General features: G+C 69.5%; 24 protein-coding genes. 20 read left to right on the top strand and 4 right to left on the bottom strand.

Translation table 11 applies throughout. The features are described 5' to 3' along the window. Positions 1 to 6: 6 nt before the first annotated feature. The gene (locus AB0D53_RS26425) at positions 7 to 834 is read right to left on the bottom strand and encodes a hypothetical protein (RefSeq protein WP_362450826.1); all 828 of its coding nucleotides are present in this window, start codon (positions 832 to 834) and stop codon (positions 7 to 9) included. A gap of 80 nt (positions 835 to 914) precedes the next feature. On the opposite strand from AB0D53_RS26425, the gene AB0D53_RS26420 reads away from it, so the two are divergent. After that, a complete protein-coding gene (locus AB0D53_RS26420; protein WP_362450824.1) occupies positions 915 to 2,168 on the top strand; it encodes a cytochrome P450 in 1,254 nt (417 codons plus the stop codon). Positions 2,169 to 2,190: 22 nt separating this feature from the next. Here the strand turns inward: AB0D53_RS26420 and AB0D53_RS26415 are convergent, their stop codons facing one another. Both AB0D53_RS26415 and AB0D53_RS26410 read right to left on the bottom strand, forming a co-directional pair. Next, complete coding sequence (locus AB0D53_RS26415; RefSeq protein WP_329817380.1) at positions 2,191 to 2,454, bottom strand: hypothetical protein; 264 nt, start codon at positions 2,452 to 2,454, stop codon at positions 2,191 to 2,193. Between the two features lie 213 nt (positions 2,455 to 2,667). Continuing rightward, positions 2,668 to 3,882: a helix-turn-helix domain-containing protein gene (locus tag AB0D53_RS26410; RefSeq protein WP_362450821.1), complete on the bottom strand. Its 1,215-nt coding sequence runs from the start codon at positions 3,880 to 3,882 to the stop codon at positions 2,668 to 2,670. Positions 3,883 to 4,842: 960 nt separating this feature from the next. Between AB0D53_RS26410 and AB0D53_RS26405 the strand changes: the two genes are divergently transcribed. The 17 genes from AB0D53_RS26405 (at position 4,843) to AB0D53_RS26325 (ending at position 22,016) form a co-directional block, all read left to right on the top strand. After that, positions 4,843 to 5,493, top strand: coding sequence for a hypothetical protein (locus tag AB0D53_RS26405; protein ID WP_362450819.1), 651 nt, complete (start codon positions 4,843 to 4,845; stop codon positions 5,491 to 5,493). A 132-nt stretch (positions 5,494 to 5,625) separates the two neighbouring features. Continuing rightward, positions 5,626 to 7,092, top strand: a complete 1,467-nt coding sequence (locus AB0D53_RS26400) for a DUF6801 domain-containing protein (RefSeq protein ID WP_362450817.1) — start codon at positions 5,626 to 5,628, stop codon at positions 7,090 to 7,092. Between the two features lie 53 nt (positions 7,093 to 7,145). Next, positions 7,146 to 8,105 (top strand): hypothetical protein, encoded by a 960-nt coding sequence (locus AB0D53_RS26395; protein ID WP_362450815.1) that lies wholly within the window; start codon positions 7,146 to 7,148, stop codon positions 8,103 to 8,105. Between the two features lie 572 nt (positions 8,106 to 8,677). Further along, positions 8,678 to 9,673 (top strand): ATP-binding cassette domain-containing protein, encoded by a 996-nt coding sequence (locus AB0D53_RS26390; protein ID WP_266429565.1) that lies wholly within the window; start codon positions 8,678 to 8,680, stop codon positions 9,671 to 9,673. Then, entirely contained in the window at positions 9,670 to 10,530 is an 861-nt protein-coding gene (locus AB0D53_RS26385; RefSeq protein ID WP_362450811.1) for an ABC transporter permease, read from the top strand. The genes AB0D53_RS26390 and AB0D53_RS26385 overlap by 4 nt, the downstream gene beginning before the upstream one ends. Before the next feature lie 3 nt (positions 10,531 to 10,533). Beyond that, complete coding sequence (locus tag AB0D53_RS26380) at positions 10,534 to 11,337, top strand: ABC transporter permease (protein ID WP_362450809.1); 804 nt, start codon at positions 10,534 to 10,536, stop codon at positions 11,335 to 11,337. After that, the gene (locus tag AB0D53_RS26375) at positions 11,337 to 12,638 is read left to right on the top strand and encodes an MCE family protein (protein ID WP_362450806.1); all 1,302 of its coding nucleotides are present in this window, start codon (positions 11,337 to 11,339) and stop codon (positions 12,636 to 12,638) included. The genes AB0D53_RS26380 and AB0D53_RS26375 overlap by 1 nt, the downstream gene beginning before the upstream one ends. Next, positions 12,635 to 13,666 (top strand): MCE family protein, encoded by a 1,032-nt coding sequence (locus AB0D53_RS26370; protein ID WP_362450804.1) that lies wholly within the window; start codon positions 12,635 to 12,637, stop codon positions 13,664 to 13,666. Before AB0D53_RS26375 ends, AB0D53_RS26370 begins: the two co-directional genes overlap by 4 nt. Then, positions 13,663 to 14,682, top strand: coding sequence for an MCE family protein (locus AB0D53_RS26365; RefSeq protein WP_362450802.1), 1,020 nt, complete (start codon positions 13,663 to 13,665; stop codon positions 14,680 to 14,682). Before AB0D53_RS26370 ends, AB0D53_RS26365 begins: the two co-directional genes overlap by 4 nt. Position 14,683: 1 nt before the next feature. Then, the gene (locus tag AB0D53_RS26360; RefSeq protein WP_362450800.1) at positions 14,684 to 15,796 is read left to right on the top strand and encodes an MCE family protein; all 1,113 of its coding nucleotides are present in this window, start codon (positions 14,684 to 14,686) and stop codon (positions 15,794 to 15,796) included. Then, on the top strand, positions 15,793 to 16,938 hold the full coding sequence (locus AB0D53_RS26355; RefSeq protein ID WP_362450798.1) for an MCE family protein: 1,146 nt from the start codon (positions 15,793 to 15,795) through the stop codon (positions 16,936 to 16,938). The genes AB0D53_RS26360 and AB0D53_RS26355 overlap by 4 nt, the downstream gene beginning before the upstream one ends. Continuing rightward, positions 16,935 to 18,194 (top strand): MlaD family protein, encoded by a 1,260-nt coding sequence (locus AB0D53_RS26350; protein ID WP_362450796.1) that lies wholly within the window; start codon positions 16,935 to 16,937, stop codon positions 18,192 to 18,194. Before AB0D53_RS26355 ends, AB0D53_RS26350 begins: the two co-directional genes overlap by 4 nt. Continuing rightward, on the top strand, positions 18,191 to 18,712 hold the full coding sequence (locus tag AB0D53_RS26345) for a hypothetical protein (RefSeq protein ID WP_362450794.1): 522 nt from the start codon (positions 18,191 to 18,193) through the stop codon (positions 18,710 to 18,712). Before AB0D53_RS26350 ends, AB0D53_RS26345 begins: the two co-directional genes overlap by 4 nt. Then, entirely contained in the window at positions 18,709 to 19,338 is a 630-nt protein-coding gene (locus AB0D53_RS26340) for a hypothetical protein (protein WP_362450792.1), read from the top strand. Before AB0D53_RS26345 ends, AB0D53_RS26340 begins: the two co-directional genes overlap by 4 nt. A 53-nt stretch (positions 19,339 to 19,391) precedes the next feature. After that, positions 19,392 to 19,922 (top strand): hypothetical protein, encoded by a 531-nt coding sequence (locus tag AB0D53_RS26335; protein WP_362450789.1) that lies wholly within the window; start codon positions 19,392 to 19,394, stop codon positions 19,920 to 19,922. A 112-nt stretch (positions 19,923 to 20,034) separates the two neighbouring features. Continuing rightward, on the top strand, positions 20,035 to 20,781 hold the full coding sequence (locus AB0D53_RS26330) for a hypothetical protein (RefSeq protein WP_362450787.1): 747 nt from the start codon (positions 20,035 to 20,037) through the stop codon (positions 20,779 to 20,781). 20 nt (positions 20,782 to 20,801) lie between these two features. After that, positions 20,802 to 22,016, top strand: a complete 1,215-nt coding sequence (locus tag AB0D53_RS26325) for a lytic murein transglycosylase (protein ID WP_362450785.1) — start codon at positions 20,802 to 20,804, stop codon at positions 22,014 to 22,016. On the opposite strand, the gene AB0D53_RS26320 is transcribed toward AB0D53_RS26325, so the two are convergent. Further along, positions 21,999 to 23,066, bottom strand: coding sequence for an ATP-dependent DNA ligase (locus AB0D53_RS26320; RefSeq protein ID WP_362450783.1), 1,068 nt, complete (start codon positions 23,064 to 23,066; stop codon positions 21,999 to 22,001). The genes AB0D53_RS26325 and AB0D53_RS26320 overlap by 18 nt on opposite strands. Before the next feature lie 76 nt (positions 23,067 to 23,142). On the opposite strand from AB0D53_RS26320, the gene ligD reads away from it, so the two are divergent. Further along, complete coding sequence (gene ligD, locus AB0D53_RS26315; protein WP_362450781.1) at positions 23,143 to 24,174, top strand: non-homologous end-joining DNA ligase; 1,032 nt, start codon at positions 23,143 to 23,145, stop codon at positions 24,172 to 24,174. After that, on the top strand, positions 24,171 to 25,250 hold the full coding sequence (locus AB0D53_RS26310) for an ABC transporter permease (RefSeq protein WP_362450778.1): 1,080 nt from the start codon (positions 24,171 to 24,173) through the stop codon (positions 25,248 to 25,250). The genes ligD and AB0D53_RS26310 overlap by 4 nt, the downstream gene beginning before the upstream one ends. Positions 25,251 to 25,255: the final 5 nt, after the last annotated feature.

The raw sequence follows: 25,255 nt of genomic DNA, 5'->3' as shown, positions 1-25,255 counted from the left end.
GAGTCGTCAGGCCGGCAGATCCCGCAGGGAAGCCTTCATCCGGGTCACGAACGCCTCCCGTACGGGCTCCGCCACCCGGTCCAGCGAGAGATACGGATTGAGGTCCTCCAACTCGACGAGCAGCAGCTCGCCCCGCGCGGTCCGGCAGGCGTCGACCCGCTGGATGCCGTGGTCGAGACTGTTCCACTCCACGAAGCCGCGGGCGAACGCCAGATCCGCCGCGTCCGGCGCGTACGGCTCCAGCACCCACCGCCGCTCCGGGTCCGGCGCGTACAGCGCGTACTGGAAGTCGTGGTCGACGAAGTAGAAGGACACCTCGTAGCGGAAGTCGATCCGGGGCTGGACGAGCAGGGCGCCGTCCTCGCCCTCCGGCACCTCCGCCTCCCGTACGAACCGCAGTCCGGTCGAGTCCGCCCCCAGCTTCGGCTTGACCACGTACTCGGGCGCCGAGGGAAGCAACCCCAGATCGGCCGCCCGGTCCACCGTGGGGATCACCGGATGTCCGGCCCGGCTCAGATCGACCAGGTACTGCTTGCCCGCCATGTCCCCGCGGCCGTGCAACGGGTTGTAGACCCGGGTGCCCAGCTCCCGCGCCCGGGCGCGGAACGCGTCGTACGCCGCCTGGTAGTGGAGCACCGGACCGCTGTTGCGTATGACGACCGTGTCGAAGCCCTCCAGCAGCGCGGCGGCGTCCCGGGGGTGACAGAGCGCGACATCGAAGTCCTCCCGAAGCCGCGCCGTCAGATGGATGTCCTCGTCGCAGTAGCGCCGGCCCCGTGCCTCGTAGGCGAGGTCGGTGACGAACAGGACGGACGGGCGAGGGCCGGCGGGCATGGCGTTCTCCCAGGGGATGCGTCGGTGGGCTGCGGATCAATAACCTTGACGGCGTTGCCCGTTCACGACCCTGGAGCGTCATGACGCCTGCCCCGCACGAGCCGTTCGCATCGCAATCGCCGTCGCTGCCCGACATTCTCTCGCCCGCCTTCGCGGCCGATCCCTACGGGGCGTACCGGATCATGCGCGAGAGCGCGCCGCTGATCCGGCACGAGGCCACGAACAGTTACCTCGTCTCCCGGTACGAGGATGTGGAGCGGGTCTTCAAGGACCGGGCGGGGGAATTCACCACCGACAACTACGACTGGCAGATCGAACCCGTCCACGGCAGGACGATCCTCCAGCTCAGCGGTGGCGAGCACGCCGTCCGCCGGGCCCTGGTCGCTCCGGCCTTCCGGGGCACGGACCTCCGGGAGAAGTTCCTGCCCGTCATCGAGCGCAACGCACGCGAACTGATCGACGCCTTCCGGCACACCGGCGAGGCGGATCTCGTCGACGCCTTCGCGACCCGCTTCCCGGTCCTCGTCATCGCCGACATGCTCGGCCTGGACAGGGCGGACCACGAGCGCTTCCACGGCTGGTACACCACCGTCATCGCCTTTCTCGGCAATCTGACGGGCGACCCGGAGGTGGCGGCGGCCGGGGAGCGCACCCGCCGGGAGTTCGCCGAGTACATGATCCCGGTGATCCGGCGGCGCCGGAACGCACCGGGCGACGACCTGCTCTCCACGCTCTGCGCCGCCGAGATCGACGGGGTGCGGATGAGCGACGAGGACATCAAGGCCTTCTGCAGCCTGCTGCTCGCCGCGGGCGGGGAGACCACCGACAAGGCCATCGCCTCCGTCTTCGCCAACCTGCTCACCCACCCCGAACAGCTCGCGGCGGTACGGGAGGACCGCACCCTCATCGACCGGGCCTTCGCCGAGACCCTGCGCCACACCCCGCCGGTCCACATGATCATGCGCCAGACGGCGTGCGAGGTGGAGCTGAGCGGCGGTACGGTCCCGGCCGGGGCCACCGTCACCTGCCTGATCGGCTCCGCCAACCGCGACGAATCGCGCTACGAGGCGCCCGACCGGTTCGACATCTTCCGCTCCGACCTGACCAGCACCACCGCCTTCTCGGCGGCCGCCGACCACCTGGCGTTCGCGCTTGGCCGGCACTTCTGTGTCGGTGCGCTGCTGGCCAGGGCGGAGGTGGAGACGGGCGTGAACCAACTGCTCGACGCGATGCCCGGTCTGCGGCTCGCGGACGGCTTCACCCCCACCGAGCACGGCGTCTTCACCCGGGGCCCGCGCTCGCTGCCGGTGCGGTTCACCCCGGTCGCGGCCTGAGACCGGGGCACCCGCGGGGACGTCACCAGGAACTGCCGGGGCGGACCGCCAGCCGCGGGTGGTGGGCGGCGAGGATCTTGTTGGCACGGGCCAGTTCGGAGAGCGCCTGTTCGCGGTCGGCCCGGTCCTCGTCGCAGAGCCGCGGACCGCGGAAGCGTCGCACCTCGCGCGCGGCGCACTCGGCGTCGAATTCCGCCTGCAGGATGTGCTGCGGGATGCAGGATCCGATCAGCGCGGCGACCCGGTCCGGGATCGGTACGGGGACGAGGAGGTGTGAGGCGGTCATGGGGGTTTCCCTCTCGCGATGGTCGGCCAGGAGGCGGTGGTCGGCTCGGCCGCCGGGTGCGGCGGCCGACATCTCCATATGTACGGGACGCAGTTCCGGGTTTCTCGTTGAGAGCGTCTCCGTGTGGCAACCGTTTGAGAGTGACCGTCTATTTCGCCTTACTCGTAAGTAAGTTGACTCATGGTGAGGACCGTGATCCGGCTGAAAGCGGACTCAGAGCGGTGCTTCCTCGCCGCGGGCCCGCAACTGGAGCGCCCGCAGCACGGCCTCGGTGGAGAACCGGCTCTCGGGATCGGTCAGTTGCTCGCCGAAGATGGACTCCAGATTGCGCATCCGGTAGCGGACCGTCTGCGGGTGGACGTCCAGCAGCTCGCCCATGTGGGCGGCGGTGCCACGGGTGTCCAGCCAGATCCGCAGGGTCTCGACCAGCCGTTCCCGGCGGGTGGCGCTGATTCCGGAGATCGGGGCCAGTTCGCGCTGGGCCAACTGGTCGACCAGCACCGGGTCGGAGAGCAGCCACAGGGTGATGAGGTGGTCCTCGCAGAGGATGACGGGCGCGTCGTCGATGATGTGCGTGTCGACGAGTTCGAGCACACGCCGGGCCCAGCGGATCGAGTCCGAGGCCAGGGCGGTGGGCACGGTCAGGCCGATGGCGGCGTGGGTGCCGAGGAGTGCCTCGTCCAGCATGTGTCTCCGGGCGTCGTCGAACGCTCCGGGGATGAGTAAGTGGGGTTGGGGGTCGCTGAGATCGGCGAGGACGTCGCGGTGCGCCACGGCCCGGTCCAGGGTGGCGGGGGAGCGGACGGCGACCAGGGTGACCTCCTCGGGGAGGGTCCATCCGGTCTGTTCGCAGAGCTCGGCGATGGCGCTACGGGGTGCGGGGCGCCCGGCGAGGATCAGGTGCAGCAGACGGCGGCGCATGGCCTCGGTCTGTTCGCCGGTCTGCGACTGCACCTCCAGGAAGCCTTCCCGGGACAGGGATTCGAGCTCGTCGATGTAGGCGAAGAGCGCGTCGGCGAAGCTGAGCATGAGGGTCGGTGAGAAGTTGTAGCTCCGGCCGACCTTCTTGGCCCGTCGCAGCGCGACCCGGGCCCCGAGCCGGTAGGCGCCCTGGAGTGTCTCCATGGTGCGCCCTTCGTACGCCTCGAAGCGCCCGAAGCGCCGGCACATGTCGTCGCGGAGCGAGGTGGAGGCGGACGGTTCGGCGACCAGGTCGACGAACGAGGAGAGGCTCTGCTCGACACCGACACGGATGGCCTGCCCGTTGGGGCCGCTGAGCAGCCGGGCATATTCCGGATAGGCCCGGGTGACCTCCACACCGATCTCCTTGATGAGGCTCGGCAGTTCGGGCCTCATGATGGCGGCGAATTCCTGGGGGAGCGGCCCCAGCGGATCCCCCGTGTCCGACGGCTGTATGAGTTCTGGCATGACTGTCCCCTTGCTCTCCGGCGCCCGGTGGGGGGTCAGGCGGTGGGGAAAGCGCTCCCACGAACCGACAGGTGCGTACCAAGTTCGCGATGAAGATAGACCAAGTCAGCGGTCGTGCCCACTACTTCGGCAAGATCGAAGTGCAAGGGGCACATATCTCGGCCCCGTTGTGGTGCTTCGGTGCAGGTGGGACGCCAGTGCTCACTTCAGGACAATGTTTTTCGGACATCTACTCTTTGGGCGACAAGAAAGTAACCGTGGGTAACGGATTTCCTTCCGGGTGGTTGGTGTCGATTCGTGCGAGTGGTGAGCATTCTCCCCGAGTGGTGCGACCGTGCCGGACCGCTGTCATTCACGGGCCCGGGCACCGCAATATTCGAAGGGGGACATATTCTTCAGTGAAGGGAAATCCTTCTGGATCGGCTGGCCGATATCAGAACCGGTCGGCCGGAATGGATAATTCATCGGCGGTTCCCCTGCGGTGGCGTGTTCGATGGCCCGGGAACGGGTTCCACGACTCCCTGCACGGTTCGGTTGCGTGATGCACGCGGCGCGCCGGGGTGTCATTCGGCCGGGGGTGGACGATCTTACCGGCGGGTACACCGTTGGTCGGCGGGCCGCCCCGTCGCTGGTGACTGCGCCCGGGGTGAGTGTCCTGCGGGGGCCGGGGCGCATGGCACGGCCGTAACTACTCACTTTCGTATAGAAAATCGCGGCGATCTGCTGAGTTGTCGCTAAGGCGGAATGCTTTCGCTGCGAGGGGTGGGGATTTTCTGCGCCGGGTATTGCAGCGTTGGGCTACTGGCTCGTAACGTTCGATCCGCACGGAGTTCGATCACGCAGTCGAGTCCATCGACTTCTGCGTTCCACGATGTGAGCCGCCCTCGTGCCGGGCCCATTCCCAGGGCGTGGTGCGGGGTAATCGGGTACGTCCAACTCCACTTCCCGGAGGTATGTTCCGTGAGAAACACCCTCAGACGAGCCTTGTTCGCCACGACCGTTGCCGCAGCCGCGTTTGGCTTCGCCGCCACATCGGCCTCGGCCACCGCCCTCGCGCAGTGGACCGTGGTCAACCCCAACGCGAACGGCACCTTCACGGCCTCGCTCAAGGCCGGCACGGTGGCGACCCTGGTCGACACCAACACCAGCCAGCAGGTGGACTGCTCGGTGGGCACCGCCAGCGGCACCGCTCCGAGCGGTACGTACTCCTCCGGCGCCGGCCTCGCGAAGATCACTGCCGCCGCCTGGGGATCCACGGCCAGCCCGTGCCCCGGACCGCTCGGCTCGAACTTCACGGCCGTACTCGCCCCGGGTGCTGTCATCAGCATCGACGCGAGCACCTACAGCGGCGGTGTCACCTCGGGGAGCCTGTCCGGGGTCAAGGTCAACCTCACGGGTGACACCATCCTGGGCACCTGCCAGGCCGTGATCTCCGGGTCAGTGAGCAACGTGACCTACACCAACTCCACGGGCGAACTCAACATCAACACCGGTTCGGGCCTGAAGGTGGACAGCGCCACCAACTGCTCGGGGCTGCTCAACGCGGGTGACTCGGCGACGTTCAAGGCCACGTACAAGGTCGCCGCACCGCTCACCATCACCTCGCCGTAACCGAACCGGCGCCGGTGGCAAGGAAGGGCCGCGGAGCGGAGGTTCTCCTCCTCTTCGCGGTCCGCCGTCGGCCGATGTCTTCGTATCCCACGCACGAGTGCCGAGCACCGAGACGACGGCAGGTATGTCGAGATGAGAACAAGGACCACGGACCCGGGGCGCACCGCACGCATCGCCGCAGTCGGTGCGGTGGCGCTCGTGGCGGGCTTCATGCCGGGAACGGGAGCCGCGGCCGATACCCGGACCGCCGAGGCGGACATCGCCTACACCTGTGACCTTCCCTCCGGCGCGCAGCCGGTCGCGGTGCACATCGTGACGGAGCTGCCGGTGAGCACGAGCGTCGGGACGGCGATCCAGCCCCGGGACGTGGCTCTCTCCTTCGAGCTTCCGCGTTCCGTCCTCGCCGCTTCGCCGGACACCGGACCGGCGGCCGTCTCGGGGTCCGCGCGGGTGCTGACCGAGGTCTCGCAGCGGGGCGAGTCGACGGACGTGCCCTGGCAGGGACTGGAGATCCCGGAGACCTCCCTCCCCGCCACGGGCGACCTCGCGCTCAGGGCTACGGGCGAGGTTCCGACGATCACGCCGAGATCGACCGGCGACATCGTCTTCGCCCTGGGGCAGCTGGACGTGGGCCTGGCCCCGAGCGCCGCGGAGGGCGCCGGGGACGCGCCGCCCCCGCTGGCCATCTCCTGCAAGGTCGATCCGGACCAGAGCGCGGAGCTGGCCACGGTCGCCGTTCCCGCGGAGACCGGAACCCCGTCCCCGGACGGGACCGCCCCCGAACCGTCCGGGGGAACCACCCCCGAGCGGTCCGGCGGCATGAAGTCCGAGCGGGCGGAGGCCCTGTCGGCGGGGGGAGTGCAACCACCCTCCGACTGCACGCTCATGACCGGTCCGATCGTGCAGGTGCCCAAGGCGGCACACGGCTACATGGCGGGGTACTCCAACGTCAACAAGCTGGCCGGGGCGATCAGGTTCGACGACCCCGGACATCTGCGACTCAACCTGAACACGTCGGTCTCCTTCCTCAAATGCCCGACGGGCGTGAAGAGCTGGCTGACCACCGACGGCACGCTCGACCACCAGGGCAGGCCACAGATGCCGCCGGCCGAGGGCACCTTCCTCACCTTCGGCTTCATGCCGACGACGGCGAAGATGGAACTGATCCTCGACGGCAGGATCGAGATCGGAACGCTGGGTGACTCGGCCCCCGACCCCGAGACCAAGAAGTACAAGGAGACGACGACCGCCATCGCCCCCGCGCACGTGCGTCTCTACGACGTGAAGGTCAACGGGGAGCCGCTGGACGTCGGACCCGACTGCCGCAGCAGCAACTCGATGACGCTGGAACTGGTCGGCAAGGGGGCGTCCGGCGTGGGTGGGCCCGAGGGCTACACCGTGAAGACCGGAGGGCCCCTGACCGGCTACGCGGATGTGCCGCCGTTCACCGGATGCGGCGTCACCGAGGATCTCGACAACCTCTTCACCGCCTCGGTCTCCGGAAAAGCCAACTACACGAAGATGATGCAGTCCCCGCTGTGCGTCGAAGGTGTTCCGGCGAACTGTCCCGAGCCGCCGAAGCCCAAGCCCGAACGCTGAGAGCTGTTCCGCAAGCGTTGACTTCCCGGATCCCCAGAAAGGCTGGACGAACCATGCGAGCTGCCCCGAAAAGTGTCAGACCCGCTCTCCTCGGTGCGCTGGTGGCGGTGGCCGTCGGCATTCCGCTGAGCACCTCACCGGCGAGTGCCGCCTCCGCCCAGGAGATGAACGGCAACTGGGCCCCCTTCAGCCGCTGTCCGGTCGACGACCCGGCCATGCTGGCCGCGGACGGCCAGACGGACATCCCGATCTGCGTGGCCTCGCACTCCGGGAGCGGGTCCATCAAGCTCGGCAACACGCTGGCGACGACCGGTGCCAACGACCTCCAGTTCGGTGTCGTGCGGAACACCGCGACGGGCGAGTCCAGGGTCGTGCCGCCCGCGGGCGGGGCGATCGTCGGAGCCCCGACGGAGATTCCCGGCGGTCTGCTCGGCATCATGTGCCCGAGCGGGGTTCCGGTGGTCTCCGCCATCTGCGACCAGTTGACGGACAACAGCCTCAACCGGGTCGTCGCCACCGTGCAGTCGGCGGGCACGCCCAGGAACTTCGATGTGGCCGCCGGCATGCAGAGCGGGAAGATCATCGTCGACATCCCGGTCCGCATCCATCTGGAGAACCCCTTCCTGGGGTCGAAGTGCTACATCGGAACCACCTCCGACCCGATCGTGCTGCGCCCGCAGAACCTCACCCAGCCGGCTGTGGGCAGCAAGCGCTTCGATGCCAACGGCACGCCGAACACCGGTGGTGCGCTCAACCGCATCGAGCTGACCGGGAACGACCAGGGCGACGCGGGCTTCGCCGTCCCAGGGGTGAGCGGCTGCGGACCCCTGACCCTCGGTGAGCTGAACTGGGCGGTCAACCTGAAGACAGCGCTCCCGTCGGCGGCCGGCAAGAACAACCTGGTACTCAACAACGCCGCCACGTACACGGGGGGCCTGGCTTCCCCCGGCGCGGCGGCGCCCGGTGCCGGCCGGCTGCTGTCGGAGAGCTGGCACGCGGGAGTGGCCCGGTAGGAATTCCTTCCGCAACTCCTTCCCGGAGTACGGACATCAGTGATGCCGCCCGCCCCGCCCGGCACATTCCGCCGGGCGGGGCGAGTGCATTCGCACCGGTGCGCCGGACAACTCACTTGTCGACAAGCACGCGATAGGCAGTGCTCACTCGCTCACAAAAAGAAAAAGAGCCGCCGAGTGCCGTGCAAAAAGTTGACGAACCAGTATTGCGAAGCCAGGTTACCGGGTCGTAGCGTCCCGGTTGAGCAGCGGCGAAACGTATCCGCGGCTGTTCGTCCGGTGCCCTCCGGAGCCCCGACGGATCCGGCCTCGCCGGCCGTGGGGACCAGGTCCGCGTGCCCGAGACCTTGCGCAGATTCCGACAAAGCCGCCCCACGGCTTTGTCACTCGGTGACAAGTGATCCGCACCGAGCCCCAGATTCGTCGATTTCCGCTGCTCAACGGCTTGTCCTGGCGGTTTCGACGGACATAGCGTGCGCCTCCTGGTGCATGTGTGACGAGCCGCCATTGGATTTCTCAGAGCCGGAGCGCTGACAGATGACTTCGTTCACCACAACTTCGAAGGAGGGCCGATGGGAATCGAAGTAGTCGTCGAAGGCCTCACGAAGTCCTTCGGCAAGCAGAACATCTGGCAGGACGTCACTCTCACACTGCCCGCCGGTGAAGTGAGCGTCATGCTCGGACCTTCCGGCACCGGAAAGACCGTCTTCCTGAAATCCATCATCGGCCTGCTGAAGCCCGAGCACGGACGCGTCCTCATCAACGGCGTCGACATGGTGAACAGCCCGGAACGCGAGATCATGGAGACCCGCAAGCTCTTCGGGCTCATGTTCCAGGACGGCGCCCTCTTCGGGTCGATGTCGCTGTTCGACAACATCGCCTTCCCTCTGCGTGAACACACCCGCAAGAAGGAATCGGAGATCCGCCGCATCGTCATGGAACGGATCGACATCGTCGGTCTCCTCGGTGCCGAGGACAAGCTGCCCGGTGAGATCTCCGGAGGGATGCGCAAGCGGGCCGGGCTGGCCCGCGCCCTCGTCCTGGATCCGCAGATCATCCTCTGCGACGAACCGGACTCCGGACTCGACCCGGTCCGCACCGCCTACATCTCCCAGCTGCTCATCGATCTCAACGCACAGATCGACGCGACGATGCTGATCGTCACCCACAACCTCGACATCGCGGCCACCGTCCCGGACAACATGGGGATGCTCTTCTGCCGCAACCTCGTCACCTTCGGACCGCGCGAGGTGCTGCTCACCAGCGACATGCCGGTCGTCTCCCAGTTCCTCGCGGGGCGCCGTGAGGGGCCCATCGGGATGGCCGAGGAGAAGGACGCCGCCACCCTCGCCGCCGAGGAGATGAACGGCTACGGAGTCGGCATCAGCTCCGCCAACGCGCCCCGCACCGTCGTACCGCAGCTGGAGCCCTCGCCCGGCATGCCTGTACGGCAGGCCGCGCTGCGCCGCCGGGAAAGGGTCCTGTCGATGATGGGGCAGCTGCCCGAGGCCGCCCGCACGGCCATCATGAAGAGCTACACCCCGGCCGTGGGCGGTGAACGCCTGTGACGGCCCCCATGCCGGTGCTGCCCCCCGAGCCGCCCCCGGCCGGCGCGGCCGAGGCGGCGCCGCCGAAGACACCCGGGCACCAGCCGCCCAGCTGGCTGCTCGCCCCGCTGCGCGAGACCGGGAAGCTGTTCTCGCTCGCCGCGACCGTGAGCCGGGACGTCTTCCGACGGCCCTTCCAGGTAAGGGAGTTCATCGAGCAGTTCTGGTTCGTCGCCAGCGTCACCATCCTGCCCGCCGCACTCGTCTCGATCCCGTTCGGCGCCGTCATCGCGCTCCAGGTCGGATCGCTGACCCAGCAGCTGGGTGCCCAGTCCTTCACCGGCGGAGCCAGCGTCCTCGCCGTCATCCAGCAGGCCAGCCCGATCATCGTGGCCCTGCTGATCTCCGGTGCCGCGGGCTCGGCCATCTGCGCCGACCTCGGCTCGCGCAAGATCCGCGAGGAACTCGACGCGATGGAGGTCATGGGCGTCTCACCCATCCAGCGCCTGGTCGTCCCCCGCGTCCTGGCGACCATGCTGGTCGCCGTCCTGCTGAACGGCCTGGTCTCCGTCGTCGGCACACTGGGCGGCTACTTCTTCAACGTGATCCTCCAGCACGGCACCCCCGGTGCCTACCTGGCCAGCTTCTCCGCCCTCGCCCAGCTCCCCGACCTGTACATCAGTGAGGTCAAGGCGCTGATCTTCGGCTTCATCGCGGGCATCGTCGCCGCCTACCGGGGACTCAACCCGCGTGGCGGCCCCAAGGGCGTCGGCGACGCGGTGAACCAGTCCGTCGTCATCACCTTCATGCTGCTGTTCTTCGTGAACACGGTCCTCACGGCGATCTATCTCCAGATCGTCCCCGCGAAGGGGAGCTGACCGATGTCGATGCTCAGCTGGCTCGACCGATCCGGTGATCAACTCACCTTCTACGTACGTGCGTTGATCTGGGTTCCCCGGACCCTGCGCCGCTATCTGCGCGAGGTCCAGCGGCTGCTGGCCGAAGTTGCCTTCGGCAGCGGCGGACTCGGTGTCATCGGCGGAACCATCGGCGTGATGGTCGCGATGACCCTCTTCACCGGCACGGTCGTCGGTCTCCAGGGGTACGCGGCCCTCAACCAGATCGGCACCTCCGCCTTCACCGGCTTCATCTCCGCCTACTTCAACACCCGGGAGATCGCCCCGCTCGTCGCCGGACTCGCGCTCTCCGCGACCGTCGGTGCCGGCTTCACCGCCCAGCTCGGCGCGATGCGGATCAACGAGGAGGTCGACGCCCTGGAAGCGATGGGCGTGCGGTCCATGCCGTACCTCGTCTCCACCCGGATCATCGCCGGGGTCGTCGCGATCATCCCGCTGTACGCGATCGGGCTGCTCTCCTCGTACCTCGCGTCCCGCTACATCACGGTCCTGTTCAACGGGCAGTCGGCGGGCACCTACGACCACTACTTCAACCTCTTCCTCTCCCCGGACGACGTGCTGCTGTCGGTGCTCAAGGTGCTGATCTTCAGCGTGATGGTGATCCTCGCCCACTGCTACTACGGCTTCCACGCCACCGGCGGGCCCGCCGGTGTGGGGGTCGCGGTCGGACGGTCGGTACGCAACGCCATCGTGCTCATCAGCGTCACCGACTTCTTCCTCTCCCTCGCCATCTGGGGCGCTACCACGACGGTGAAGGTGGCCGGCTGATGAATTCCCACCGGACGCAGACCGCCCGCCGGAGACTCGCCGGAGTCGCCTTCCTCCTCGTGCCCGCCGTGCTCGTATGGGTCTCGGTCTCGGTGTACCGGAAGGACTTCACCGACGACGCGACCGTGACCGTGCGCACCTCCAGCGTCGGCAACGAGATGCACGACAACGCCGATGTGAAGCTGCGCGGCGTCGTCGTCGGGCAGGTCCGCTCCATCACGGCCGACGGGAACGGGGCACGGCTCACCCTCGCCATCGAGCCCGGCAAACTCGACCGGATCCCGGCCGACGTGACCGCGCAGATGCTGCCCACCACGCTCTTCGGGGAGCGGTTCGTCGCACTCGTACCGCCCGAGATGCCGTCCGCACAGCCGCTTCGGGCCGGTTCCGTCATACCGCAGGACCGCTCCAGCAACGCCATCGAGCTGGAGGAGGTCCTCGACAACGTCCTGCCGCTGCTGACCGCCGTCAAACCGGAGAAGCTCGCCGCCACCCTGGGCGCGGTCTCCCAGGCCCTCCAGGGGCGCGGCGAGAAGCTCGGCGACACCCTCGTCACGCTCGACGCCCACCTGGCGAAGTTCAATCCCCAACTCCCCACGCTCAACGCCGACATCAAGGAACTCGTCAAGGTGAGCAAGGTGTACGGGGATGCGGCCCCCGACGTGCTGGACGCACTCACCGACTTCACCACCACCAGCGGCACCATCGCCGAACAGCAGGCACAGCTCGCCGGGCTCTACGGATCCACGACCGCCTCCGCGCGCGACCTCACCTCGTTCCTTCAGGAGAACAAGGACAACCTGATCCGGCTCTCCGCCACGAGCAGGCCGACGCTGGAGCTGCTGGCCAGGTACTCGGACGAATTCCCCTGCACGCTGCGGACCATGGCCGGTTTCGTCCCGGCCATGGACAAGGCGCTCGGCAAGGGCACCGACCGGCCCGGACTCCACGTCACCATCAAGTCCGTGAAGTCGAAGGGCAAGTACGTGCCCGGCAAGGACACCCCGGTCTACAACGCGACCGGCGGACCCCACTGCTACTCGGTGCCGTACGTGGGCAAGGCCGTCCCGACCGCCGACGCCCGCACGGCGGCCGCGGTCACCGCACCCGCCGGCACACCCGCCGCCACCGTGTCCACGCCGAAGGACCCCGCCCTCGGCATGCCCAACTCCCCGCAGGAGAGCCGGCTCGTCAACGAGCTGGTCGCTCCCTCACTGAAAGTCCAGCCGCAGACCCTGCCCGACTGGAGCAGCGTGCTCATCGGTCCGGCCTTCCGCGGTGCGGAGGTGAAGCTCAAGTGAAGCGCCGCTCTCTCGCCGCTCCGCTCACGAAATCGATCGTCTTCATCCTGGTGACGGTCCTGGCCACCACGGTGCTGGCGCTGTCCATCGCCAACACGGGCGTCGGCGACACCACCACGTACCGGGCCAGGTTCACCGACGCCACCGGACTGGTCGTCGGCGACAGTGTGCGGATCGCCGGGGTCAAGGTCGGACAGGTCGAGTCCATCGAGGTCGCCGACAAGAGGCTCGCAGAGGTCGGCTTCGCCGTCCGCAAGGGACGCAGGCTCCCCGCCTCGGTGACCGCCTCGATCAAGTACCTCAACATGGTCGGCCAGCGGTACATCGACCTCGACCAGGGGGCCGGGCCGGTCGGCAGGAGCTTCGCCGCCGGAGCCACCATCCCGCTCTCCCGCACCACCCCGGCGCTCGACCTCACCCAGCTCTTCAACGGCTTCCAGCCGCTCTTCGAAGGGCTCTCCCCGCCCGACGTCAACCAGCTGGCCGGCTCCATCGTCCAGGTGCTCCAGGGCGAGGGCGGCACCGTCGACAGCATCCTGTCGCACGTCGGATCACTGACCGGCACGGTCGCCGCCAAGGACAAGGTGATCGGCGAGGTGATCAAGAACCTCAACACGGTCCTGAAGACCGTCAACGACCGCGAGGCCGGTTTCGACGACCTCGTCGACACCCTGCAGAAACTCGTCACCGGATTCGCCGGCGACCGCAAACCGCTCGGCCAGGCGGTCACCGCCATGGGGGCGCTCACCACCGTCACCGCGGACCTCCTCGACGACGGCCGGGCACCCCTCAAGAGCGACATCAAGCAACTCGGCCGGCTCTCGGACCAGCTGGGCGAAGGAACCCCGCAGATCGAGAACTTCCTGCAGAAGACCCCGGCCAAGATGGCGGCGATCAGCCGGCTCACCTCGTACGGCTCCTGGCTCAACCTCTACCTCTGCGAGGCCAGGGTCAGCGGCGTGACGACCGAGGACGGCAGTGCCCCGCCCACCGGCATCGTGGTCAGGAAGCCGAGGTGCCAGTCATGAGGATCAAACCCGTACGGGAACGCAACCCCGTCGCCGTGGCCGTCGTGGGGCTGGTCGTCCTCGCCCTCATCGGCCTGGGCGCCTACCGCGTCGACGCGCTGCCCTTCATCGGCGGCGGCACCACCTACAGCGCCGACTTCACCGAGTCGGCCGGACTGAGCGAGGGCGACGAGGTGCGGGTCGCCGGAGTGAAGGTCGGCGAGGTCACCGGCGTGTCGCTCGACGGGCCCAAGGTGAAGGTCAGCTTCAAGGTCAAGGACGTCTGGATCGGCAACACCTCCACCGTCGGCATCGCCATCAAGACCCTGCTCGGCGAGAAGTACCTCGCCGTCGACCCGCTGGGCAACGCCGCGCAGGACCCGCACGAACGCATCGGGGCGAGCCGCACCACATCCCCGTACGACGTCACCCAGGCGTTCAACGGACTCGGCGAGACCATCGACGAGATCGACACCGCCCAGCTCGCCAAGAGCTTCGAGACGATCTCCGCCACCTTCAAGGACTCCCCGCCGGACGTGAAGAGCGCGGCCGACGGGCTCTCCGCCCTCTCGAGGACCGTCTCCGAACGGGACGCCGAGCTCGCCACCCTCCTCAAGGGAAGCAAGCAGCTCACCAAGACCCTCGCCGACAAGAAGAGCAGCTTCGAGATCCTGCTGGAGGACGGCAACCTGCTCCTCGGCGAGATCCAGGCGCGCCGCGACTCCATCCATCTGCTGCTCACCGGCACCAAGAACCTGGGCACCCAGCTCACCGGCCTCGTGCAGGACAACAACAAGCAGCTGGGGCCCACCCTGGACTCGCTCGGCCGGGTCACCGCCGTACTGGTGAAGAACCGCAAGAGCCTCGACAAGGTGCTCTCGCTCGCCGGCTCGTACAGCCGGCTCGTCGGCAACACCCTCGGCAGCGGCCGCTGGTTCGACAACTACGTCTGCGGAGTCGTCCCCAAGGAGTACGTGCCCGCGGGCACACCCGCCGGGCCCGAGTGCAAGCCACCCAAGCAGCAAGGCGGCCGCTGACATGAGAATGAAGCGCATCGTCGGCATCGGCGCCGGACTCGCCGTGGTGGCCGTCGCGGCCACCACCGGCGTGCTGGCCATGGACGACGAGGGAACGACGACCATCACCGCCTACTTCGACCAGGCCACCGGTGTGTACGCCGGGTCGGACCTGCGGATCCTCGGCGTCAGGGTCGGCCGGGTCGAATCGGTCACCCCCCGGGGCAAGGAGGTCGCGGTCACCCTGCGGGTCGACAAGGGCGTCAAGGTCCCCAAGGGGGTGCACGCCGTGGTCGTCGCCCCCAGCCTCGTCGCCGACCGCTACATCCAGCTCGCCCCCGCCTACGACGGCGGGCCGCAGATCGCGGACGACGCCGTACTGCCGGCCGCGAACAACGCCACACCCGTCGAGGTGGACCAGCTGTACGACTCCATCACGGAGCTCTCCAAGGCCCTCGGCCCGGACGGAGCCAACGCCGACGGAGCCCTCTCCGCCCTCCTCGACACCGGGGCCAAGAACCTCGACGGCAACGGCAAGGCCATCGGTGACTCCATCGAGCAGTTCGGCAAGGCCACCAAGACCCTCGACAAGAGCAGCGGCAACCTCTTCGACACGCTGTCCTACCTGCAGACCTTCACCACCATGCTGAAGGACAACGACGGCAACGTCCGCGCCGCCGAACAGCAGCTCAACTCGGTCACCGGGTTCCTCGCCGACGACAAGGAGAACCTCGGTGCCGCGCTGAAGGAACTGGGCACCGCACTGGGACAGGTCAAGGGCTTCATCCAGAAGAACCGCGGTGCCCTCAAGGCGAACGTGGACGCCCTGGTGCCGCTCACCCAGACCCTGGTCGACCAGCGGGCCTCGCTCGCCGAGTCACTGGACACGCTGCCGCTCGCCGCGGGCAACGTCGTCAACGCCTACGACCCGGTGAACCGCACGCTCAACGGCCGTACCAACCTCAACGAGCTCTCCATGGGCGGACCGCTCACCGAATCCACCGGACTCGCCGGCCTCACCCCGGTGGACGGCGCACGCCGCAAGGCGCTGCCGACCCTGCCGCTCCCGGCGGTCGGCACCGTCTACGGCACCCCGGCGAAGACCGCCACGGAAAAGAAGGGGGCGAACCGATGAGCCGAGTGCTGCGCAGACCCGGAGCCCGCACGACCGGCGTCGCCGCGGTGCTGGCCGTGGGCGTCGGCCTGGCCCTCGTCGTCACCGTCTCCGGCCTGCCGTCGTTCACCGGGATCGACCAGGTCCCGCTGCCCGGCGGCGCCGACCTCGGCGACCACCCGTACGAGGTCACCGCGGAGTTCGCGGACGTTCTCAGCCTCGCCCCGCAGGCGTCGGTGAAGGTCAACGACGTCGCCGTCGGCCGTGTCACCAAGGTCTCCCTCGGCTCGGGCAGCTGGAACGCCAAGGTCACCATGCGCGTCAACGGCAAGGTAGAACTGCCCGCCAACGCCTACGCCCACCTGGAACAGTCCAGCCTCCTCGGCGAGAAGTACATCCAGCTCGCCGCGCCCGCGCGCGGCGCCGCCCAGGGCAGGCTCGCCGACGGGGACCGCATCCCGCTCTCCCGCACCAACCGGAACCCCGAGGTCGAAGAGGTCTTCGGTGCCCTGTCGATGCTCCTCAACGGCGGCGGCGTCAACCAGCTCAAGACCATCACCACCGAGCTCAACAAGGCGCTCGCCGGACGTGAACCCCAGATGCGCTCCATGCTCGGCCGCGTCAACACCCTCGTCACGAACCTGGACGGCCACAAGAAGGACATCACCGACGCCCTCGACGGGGTGAACCGGCTCTCCGCCACCCTGGCCACCCGCAAACAGGACGTCGGGACGGTCCTCACCGGACTCAGCCCCGGCCTGAAGGTCCTGGAGAAACAGCGCGGCTCGCTCCTCACCATGCTGCGTTCGCTCGACACCCTCTCCGCCGTCGCCGTCGACACGGTCAACAAGAGCAAGGCCGACATGATCGCCGACCTCAAGGCCCTCGCTCCCAGCCTCAAGGCGCTCGCCGACTCCGGCCGCGACCTGCCCGACTCCCTCCAGGTGCTGCTCACCTACCCGTTCACCGACGAGGTGCTGCGTGGGGTGAAGGGCGACTACCTCAACGTCTACCTGGATGTGACGGCCATGCCCGGCACGCAGATCATCCCGTCGCTCGTCCCGGCGGTTCCCCCGAAGGCCGGGAGCAGCGCAGCCGGCCGGGAACTGCCGCTGCCCCTTCCCGCGGTCCCGACGGCGGGCACGGACGGGAGCAGCCGATGATCACCCTCGCCATCCGGCTCAAGAACATCGCCTTCCTGGTCATCGCGGTCCTCGTGCTCGGCTTCCTCGGCGTCCGGTACGCCGACCTCGGCCACTACATCGGCCTGCGCAGCTACTACACCGTCAAGGTCCAGCTCCCGCGCACCGGCGGGCTGTACACCCACTCCAACGTCACCTACCGGGGGGTCTCGGTGGGCCGGGTCGGGCCGATCGAGCTCACCGACGACGGAGTCGAGGCCGAACTGCGCATCGAGAAGGACGCCCCGAAGATCCCGGACGGCCTCAAGGCCGTCGTCGCCAGCCTCTCCTCGGTCGGCGAGCAGTACGTGGATCTGCGGCCCACCCGCACCGGGGGCCCGTACCTGGCGAACGGCTCCGTCATCGACCAGGCCGACACCACCGTCCCCGCCCCCGTCACCGATGTCCTCACCAGCGTCAACGACCTCGCGAGCTCGGTCGATCCGGAATCCCTGCGCACGGTCGTCGACGAGTTCGGCACCGCGTTCGAGGGACGCGGCGACGACCTCCAGGTGCTGCTGGACACCGGGAGCGATTTCGTCCGGGCGGCGGACGACGCGCTGCCGGTCAACACCCGGCTCATGATCGACGGCCGGACCGTGCTGCGCACCCAGGCCGAACAGGGCGAGGCACTCAAGGGCTTCGCCTCCGGCGCCAGGGAACTGGCCGCACAGCTCAAGAGCTCCGACACCGATCTGCGCAAAATGATCGCGGTCGCCCCCGACGCGACCGGACAGATCAGCGGGCTGCTGAGGGACCTCGACCCGAGCTTCGGCGTCGTCGTCGCCAACCTCCTCACCACCTCCGAGGTCGCCGTCACCAGGCAGCGCGGCATGGAGGAACTCCTGGTGAAACTGCCCGCGGTGGCGGCCGCCGGAGCCAGCGCGATCGACGAGAACGGCGCCCGGTTCGGGATGTCGGTGACCTTCTTCGAACCGCTGCCCTGCACCGCCGGATACGGCGGCACCGTCTACCGCACCGGTCTGGACACCTCGGCCGGACCGCCCGTCAACACCAAGGCGCGCTGCACCTCTTCACCCGGCACCGGCATCAACGTGCGCGGCAGCGCCAACGCGCCGAAGGGCGGCGCCGTGCCCGAGCCCGCCAAGCCCGGCTCGATGCTGCTGAGCGACGACACGGACCGGCTCCCGGGCGCGCTCGGAGTCACCGGCCGGAGCCCGTCGGACGGCGACGGCATGGCCGGCCTGCTGGGACTCGGACAGGAGGGCGGCCGATGACGGCCCGTACGAAGACCGTGACCGGCTGGGCGGTGCTGCTCGCCGCCGTGCTGGTCTGCGCCCTCGGCGGCTGGTCGTACGCCCGGGCGCGCGGCGACGAGAGCCTCGCCTACGCCAAGAGCCGCGATGCCGCGCTGGCCGACGGCAAGCACCGCCTCTCCCTGCTGAACACCCTCGACGCCAAGGACGCCGGAAGCGTCGACAGCGGCCTCGGCGCCTGGCTCGACTCCTCCACCGGGCCGCTCCACGACCAGCTGGGACGCACCCGGAGCAAGGACGCGAGGGAACTGACCAAGTCCGGTGCCACCGCACGCGGCAAGGTCACCGACGCGGCGCTCACCGCGCTCGACGAGCGGACCGGAACGGCCGGGATGATCGCGACCGTCGACGTGGAGGTCACCCCGCGCTCCGGAAAGGCCGGCACCGAACGCAAGCGCTTCGAGGCCACGCTGGCCCGCACCCCGGACGGCTGGAAGGTCAAGGCGCTCACGGCGATTCCGGTCGGGAGCGGCGAATGAAGGAGCGGGGAGGGACAGCGGTCGTGAGTACGGACACCGGCACGGACACGGAGACACGGGAAGCCGAGGAGGCCGAGGAAGCCGGTGCGGCCGCCGAGGAGGACCGGCAGGACGCGGCCGGGCCCGCCCGGCGGTGGCCGCTCGTCGTGGCAGCCGTCCTGGCCGTCGCACTGCTCGCGACCGGCGGCGTGCTCTTCGCCGAGGGCAGGGCGCTGCGCGACACCCCCGCCACCTCGAACCGCGCGCTGACCGACAGCGAGGCGACCACCCGGGTCGCGGGCGATGTCAGCAACGCACTCGGCAAGGTCTTCTCCTACAGCCCGCAGGCCACCGCCGTCACCAAGGAGTCGGCGAAGCAACTCCTGGCCGGCAAGGCGCTCCAGCAGTACGCGGCCCTGTTCGGCCAGGTCGAGAAGCAGGCCGCGGACCAGAAGCTGACGCTGACCACCCATGTCGTGCGCGCCGGAGTGACCCGGCTGACGGACGACAGCGCCCACCTGCTGGTCTTCCTCGACCAGGTCTACGAGCGGGAGGGCAGGCCGGCCACCACGGCGGCGGCCCAGCTCTCCGTCACCGCCCAACTGCGGGACGGCCGCTGGACCGTGGTCGAGATCGCCTCCAGATGACAGCACCCACACGCGCAACTCGGTACGGATCGGCCGGCAGGGGAGAGACAGCAATGGCACGGGTACGGAAGACGGGGAACCCGCTGACGGCGGTGGCGGTCGTACTGGCGGTCGCGGCGGCCGGCGCGGCGGCCTGGGGCGGAGTGTCGTGGTACGACGCCGCGCACGACGAGTCGGCGCAGTACGCGCAGTCCCGCGACGAGGCGCTGGCCGCGGGCGAGCAGGCCGTGCAGAACATGAACACGCTCGACCACCGGAAGCTGGAGAAGGGCCTCGACACCTGGGAGGACTCCACCACCGGCGACCTGCACCAGCAACTGGTGGACGGACGCTCGGCGTTCGTGAAGCAGATCGAGCAGGCGAAGACGGTCAGCACGGCCCAGATCCTGTCCGGGGCGGTGACCGAACTCGACGACCGGGCCGGCAAGGCCGGAGTCATGGTGGCGCTGCGGGTCACCGTGACCGCGCCGAAGGGAAAGCCCGCGGTGAAGGAGAGCCGGATGCTCGGCAAGCTCACCCGTACCTCCGAGGGGTGGAAGCTCAGCGCCCTCGGCCAGGCACCCGTCGGCAACACGGCCGGCTGAGAGGCCGCCGGGTGACCTCCGGCCGGACGGCCACTCCGCTCTCCGGTCCCAGGCCACCCGACAGCCTCTGACGCCACCGACTCCCACCCCGCCACCGAGAGGACCCCCGGACATGTCGACGACCCGTCACCTCGTCAACCGCCGGCGCCGGCTGGCCACCGTCGCCGCGGAGCGCCCCACCGCGACCGCCCCCGCACGGCGGCCCGCGACCACGGACACATCCCCGGACGAGCCGACACGTACCGCCGCGGCGGAGGACACCACCACCGACGACGAGGCCACGGACGGCGCCGGTCCGGCCCGGGACCAGGAGGAGAAGGCACCGCGCGGCGAGCGCCCGTCCCGTCTCCGCGTCCGGCTGCCGGCCGTTCTCTGTGCCCTCACCGTTCTCCTCGGGGCCTTCGCCGCCTGGGCGTTCACCTCGGCCGGGAGCCTGGGCGACGACCCGTCCCGGCAGAACACCGCACTCACCGACATCGCACGGACCAGTGAGGTGAAGGGCCAGATCGCCGACGCCGTGGGCGCGGTCTTCTCGTACAACTACGCATCGCCCGGCAATTCCGAGGACGCGGCCAGAACCCATCTGGTCGGCAGGGCGGTGCAGCAGCACAAGGACATGCTCGCCCAGGTCCGGGCCCAGGGACAGAAGCAGAAGCTGGTGCTGACCACGACCGTCACCGACAGCGGTGTGGAGCTCCTGGACGGGGACCGGGCCAGGCTGCTGATCTTCGCCGACCAGAGCAACACCCGTACCGGGAAGTCGGACGAGACGACCTACGCGGCGGCCATGTTCGCCGTGGACGCCGTCCGACGCGGCGACACCTGGCGAATCTCCGCCATCGATACGTTCACCCGGTGACCCGGGGGAGGGGAGCACGCATGAGGTTCAACGGCACCATGCGCCGCGGACTCAGCGGCACGGCGGCCGCGGTCGCCGCGATGGCCGCGCTCACCGCGTCCCAGGCACCGGGACTCGTCGCTCACGGAACGACGCCGGAGAAGCGTCAGGAGACCGACGAGGTGAAGTGGTCGCACGTGCCCAACGACGACTCGTACCACACCGAACTCCCGCCGCTGCAGTCCCCGAAGCCGCCCAAGGCCGGTACGAAACAGACCCCGGCCGCCGCCCGGTCGTGGGCCGAGGCGGGCATCCCGGCCACGGTGCTCGCCGCCTACCGCAAGGCGGAGAGCGCACTGGGGAAGACCGACCCCGGATGCCGCCTGCCGTGGCAGCTGCTCGCGGCGATCGGCAAGGTCGAGTCCGGCCAGGCGGGCGGGGGACGGGTGGACGCCCACGGCACGACCCTCACCCCGATCCTCGGACCGCTCCTCAACGGTGCGGGCTTCGCCAACATCCCGGACACCGACGACGGCGTGTACGACGGCGACCGGACCTACGACCGGGCGGTCGGCCCGATGCAGTTCATCCCCTCGACCTGGGCCCACTGGGGGCAGGACGGGAACGGCGACGGGCGCCGCGACCCGAACAACATCTTCGACGCCGCACTCGCCGCCGGGCACTACCTCTGCGCCGGGCCGCGCGATCTGTCGGTGAAGGCCGATCTGGACCGGGCGATCCTCAGCTACAACCACTCGGACACCTATCTGCGCACCGTGCTGTCCTGGCTGGAGTTCTACCGCAAGGGCATCCACCCGGTGGCCGACGGCAAGGGCACCGTCCCGAAGAGCCCCGGCGCGGGCGGCCCCAACAAGCCGAAGCATCCGGTCGGCGGTCCCGGCGCCCCGGACGGCGGCATCGTCGTGGGCCCGCAGCCCGGCGGCTCGCACCAGCCCTCGACGTCCGCCCCACCGAAGCCCTCCGGATCGCCGACCGGCTCCCCGGACCCCACCACCTCCCCGGACCCCACCGGCCCGGGCACCGCCTCACCCGATCCGACCGACACCGGACCGGCCTCCCCGGACCCCGGTACGAGCCCCGACCCCGGCACCTCGGAGCCGGGCCCCGGCTGCCCGACGGGCTCACCGTCACCGGACCCGACCGAGACCGCCGGAACCACCGAGTCCCCGGAACCCGACCCGACGACGAGCGAGGACCCCTGCGCCACGCCGTCGGGCTCACCGTCCGCCGGCTGACAGCACCTGGGCCAGGTCGTACCGCACCACCTCCTCCAGCTGCGCGTAGGTGCAGCCGGCCGGGGTGCGGTCCGGCCGCCACCGGCGGAACCGGGCGGTGTGCCGGAACCGGTCGCCCTCCATGTGGTCGTACGCCACCTCGCAGACCCGCTCCGGGCGCAGCGCCACCCACGACTGGTCCTTCTTCCCCGACCAGCGGCTCTGCGTCCCGGGCAGCCGGGCGTGCTCGTGCGCCTCGGCATCGGCCCAGGCCGCCCACGGGTGACCGGCGAAGCCGACGCGCAGTGGCTCCAGTTCCGCGACCAGCTCCGCGCGGCGCCGCATCGAGAACGCCGCACAGACCCCGACGTGCTGGAGCACGCCCCCGGAGTCGTACAGGCCGAGCAGCAGCGAGCCGACGACCGGGCCGCTCCTGTGCAAGCGGTACCCCGCGACCACGCAGTCGGCGGTCCGCTCGTGCTTGATCTTGTACATCACCCGGGTGTCGGGGCGGTACGGCAGGTCGAGCGGCTTGGCCACCACACCGTCGAGCCCCGCGCCCTCGTACCGCTCGAACCACTCCTGGGCGAGGGCCGGGTCCGTGGTCGCCGGGGCGAGATGGACGGGGGCCGACGCTCCGGAGAGCGCCGCCTCCAGCACGGCGCGGCGGTCCGCCTGCCGGGCGGAGAGCAGCGAGTCGTCGCCCACGGCCAGGATGTCGAAGGCGATCAGGCTGGCCGGGGTCCGCTCGGCGAGCAGCCGCACCCGGGAATCCGCGGGATGGATGCGCTCGCTGAGCCGGTCGAAGTCCAGCCGCCCGTCGTACGCGATCACGATCTCGCCGTCGATCACACAGCGCGGCGGCAGATTCTCCCGGACCGCGATGACCAGCTCGGGGAAGTAGCGGGTGAGCGGCTTGCCGGTGCGGCTGCCGATCACCACCTCCTCGCCGTCCCGGTGCACGATCGCGCGGAAGCCGTCCCATTTGGCCTCGTACTGCATACCGGGCGGGATCCTGGACACGGACTTGGCGAGCATCGGCTTCACGGGAGGCATCACCGGCAGGTCCATGGCCCGATTCTGACCCACGACCGGACGCAAGTCTCCCGATATGCGGCATATGTGAGCCCGGCCTACCGTGACCGTCATGGGTGCAGCGGTGAAAGCAGTGGAGCTCGAAGCCGGCGGACGGGCCGTACGGCTCTCCAGTCCGGACAAGATCTACTTCCCGGAGAAGGGCTACACCAAGCGGGACGTGGCCGAGTACTTCCTGGCCGTCGGCCCCGGCATCACCCGCGCCCTGCGCGACCGGCCCACCACCCTCCAGCGCTTCGTGGACGGTGTCGAGGGCGAGTTCTTCTACCAGAAGCGCGCCCCGAAGAACCTCCCCGACTGGATCCCCACGGCACGGATCGCCTTCCCGAGCGGCCGGCCCGCCGACGAGATCTGCCCCACCGGGCTCGCCGCCGTCATCTGGGCGGCCAACCTCGGCACCCTCACCTTCCACCCCTGGCCCGTCCGCAGCACCGACACCGACCACCCCGACGAACTGCGCATCGACCTCGACCCGCAGCCCGGCACCGACTACGCCGACGCGGTGCGCGCCGCCCACGAGCTGCGGTCCGTGCTCGACGGCCACGGGCTGCGCGGCTGGCCCAAGACCTCCGGCGGCCGGGGCATCCACGTCTTCGTCCCGATCGCCCCGGAGTGGACGTTCACCGAGGTCAGACGCGCCGCCATCGCCGCCGGACGCGAACTGGAACGCCGCATGCCGGACCGGGTCACCACGGCCTGGTGGAAGGAGGAGCGCGGCGAGCGGATCTTCGTCGACTTCAACCAGACCGCCCGCGACCGCACCATCGCCTCCGCCTACTCCGTACGCCCCCGCCCGCACGCCCCGGTCTCGGCCCCGCTGCGCTGGGAGGAGATCGACGACGCCGAACCGGGCGACTTCGACATCAGGACCATGCCGAAGCGCTACGCCGACGTGGGCGATGTGCACGCGGACATGGACGACCACGCCTTCCGGATCGACTCGCTCCTGGAGCTGGCGGACCGGGACGAGCGGGAACGCGGCCTCGGCGACATGCCGTACCCGCCGGAGTACCCGAAGATGCCCGGCGAACCGAAACGGGTCCAGCCGAGCCGCGCCCGGCACGACCAGGACGCCGAGGAGTGAGCGCGCCCGGCCCGGAGCCCGCCGCACCGCACGGGGAACATGCCCGGCCCCCGGCCCGCGGTGACCGATGGTCGGAGTTCAAGGCGTCGCCGTATCTGCCCGCCGTCGTGCTTCTGTTCATCATCGCGGCCGCGGCCGGTCTCTTCGCGGGCTCCTACACGTACGCGATGGCCAACCCGACCCCGCGCAATATCCCGGCCGCTGTGGTCGGCGAGCTCGACACCCCGCGCGACAAGGTCTTTCTCGACCGGCTGGAGGGCGCACTCGACACCTCGCTGGTGCTGCACGAGTACGCCACCGAGGCCGAAGCCCGCCTCGCGCTGGAGGAGCAGAAGGTCTTCGCCGTCCTGCGGTCCGAGAACGGCGGGGTCGGCCTGGACGTCGCGAGCGCTTCCGGAGCCTCGGTCGCCCAGTTGCTCGCCGAGTCCACGCTGAAGCTGGGAGAAGCGGCCCATGTGCCGGTGAAGGTCACGGACGTGAAGCCCCTGCAGCCGGGCGACCCGCGTGGTCTCGCTCTCTTCTACATCTCGCTCGCCGCGGTGATCGTCGGGTTCATCGGCGCGATCCAGCTGAGTGTGCACGCCAAGGCCCTGGAGCCCCTGGAACGGGTCGGGTTCACCGTCGCCTACGCCCTGCTCGGCGGGTTCTCCATCGCCGCCGTGGTGGACTGGCTGCTCGGCTCCGTCGACCTGCCGTTCGTCCAGTCGTGGTTGATCCTCGCCTTCACCATGTTCACCACGGGCATGGTCTTCACCATGTTCAACGCCCTGATCGGGCGCTGGGCGATGATCCCCACCTGGGGGCTGATGGTGATGCTCGGAAACCCGTCCTCCGGCGGTGCGGTGTCCTGGCCGCTGCTGCCGTCGGTGCTCGGCTTCATCGGCCGCTGGCTCCCCCCGGGCGCCTCGGTCAACGCCCAGCACGCCGCCGTCTACTACCAGGGACACCAGCGGGTCTTCCCGTACCTGGTCCTTGCCGGCTGGGCACTGGTCTCGTGCACGGTGTTCTGGGTGTGGCGCCACCGGCACCCCGGAGGCCGTGACCACGTGCCTCAGCACGCGGCCACGGCCACCTGATCCGG

This window comes from Streptomyces sp. NPDC048295 (genome assembly GCF_040652135.1).
Classification (GTDB): domain Bacteria; phylum Actinomycetota; class Actinomycetes; order Streptomycetales; family Streptomycetaceae; genus Streptomyces.
This window is presented reverse-complemented; position numbering and strand designations above follow the sequence as displayed.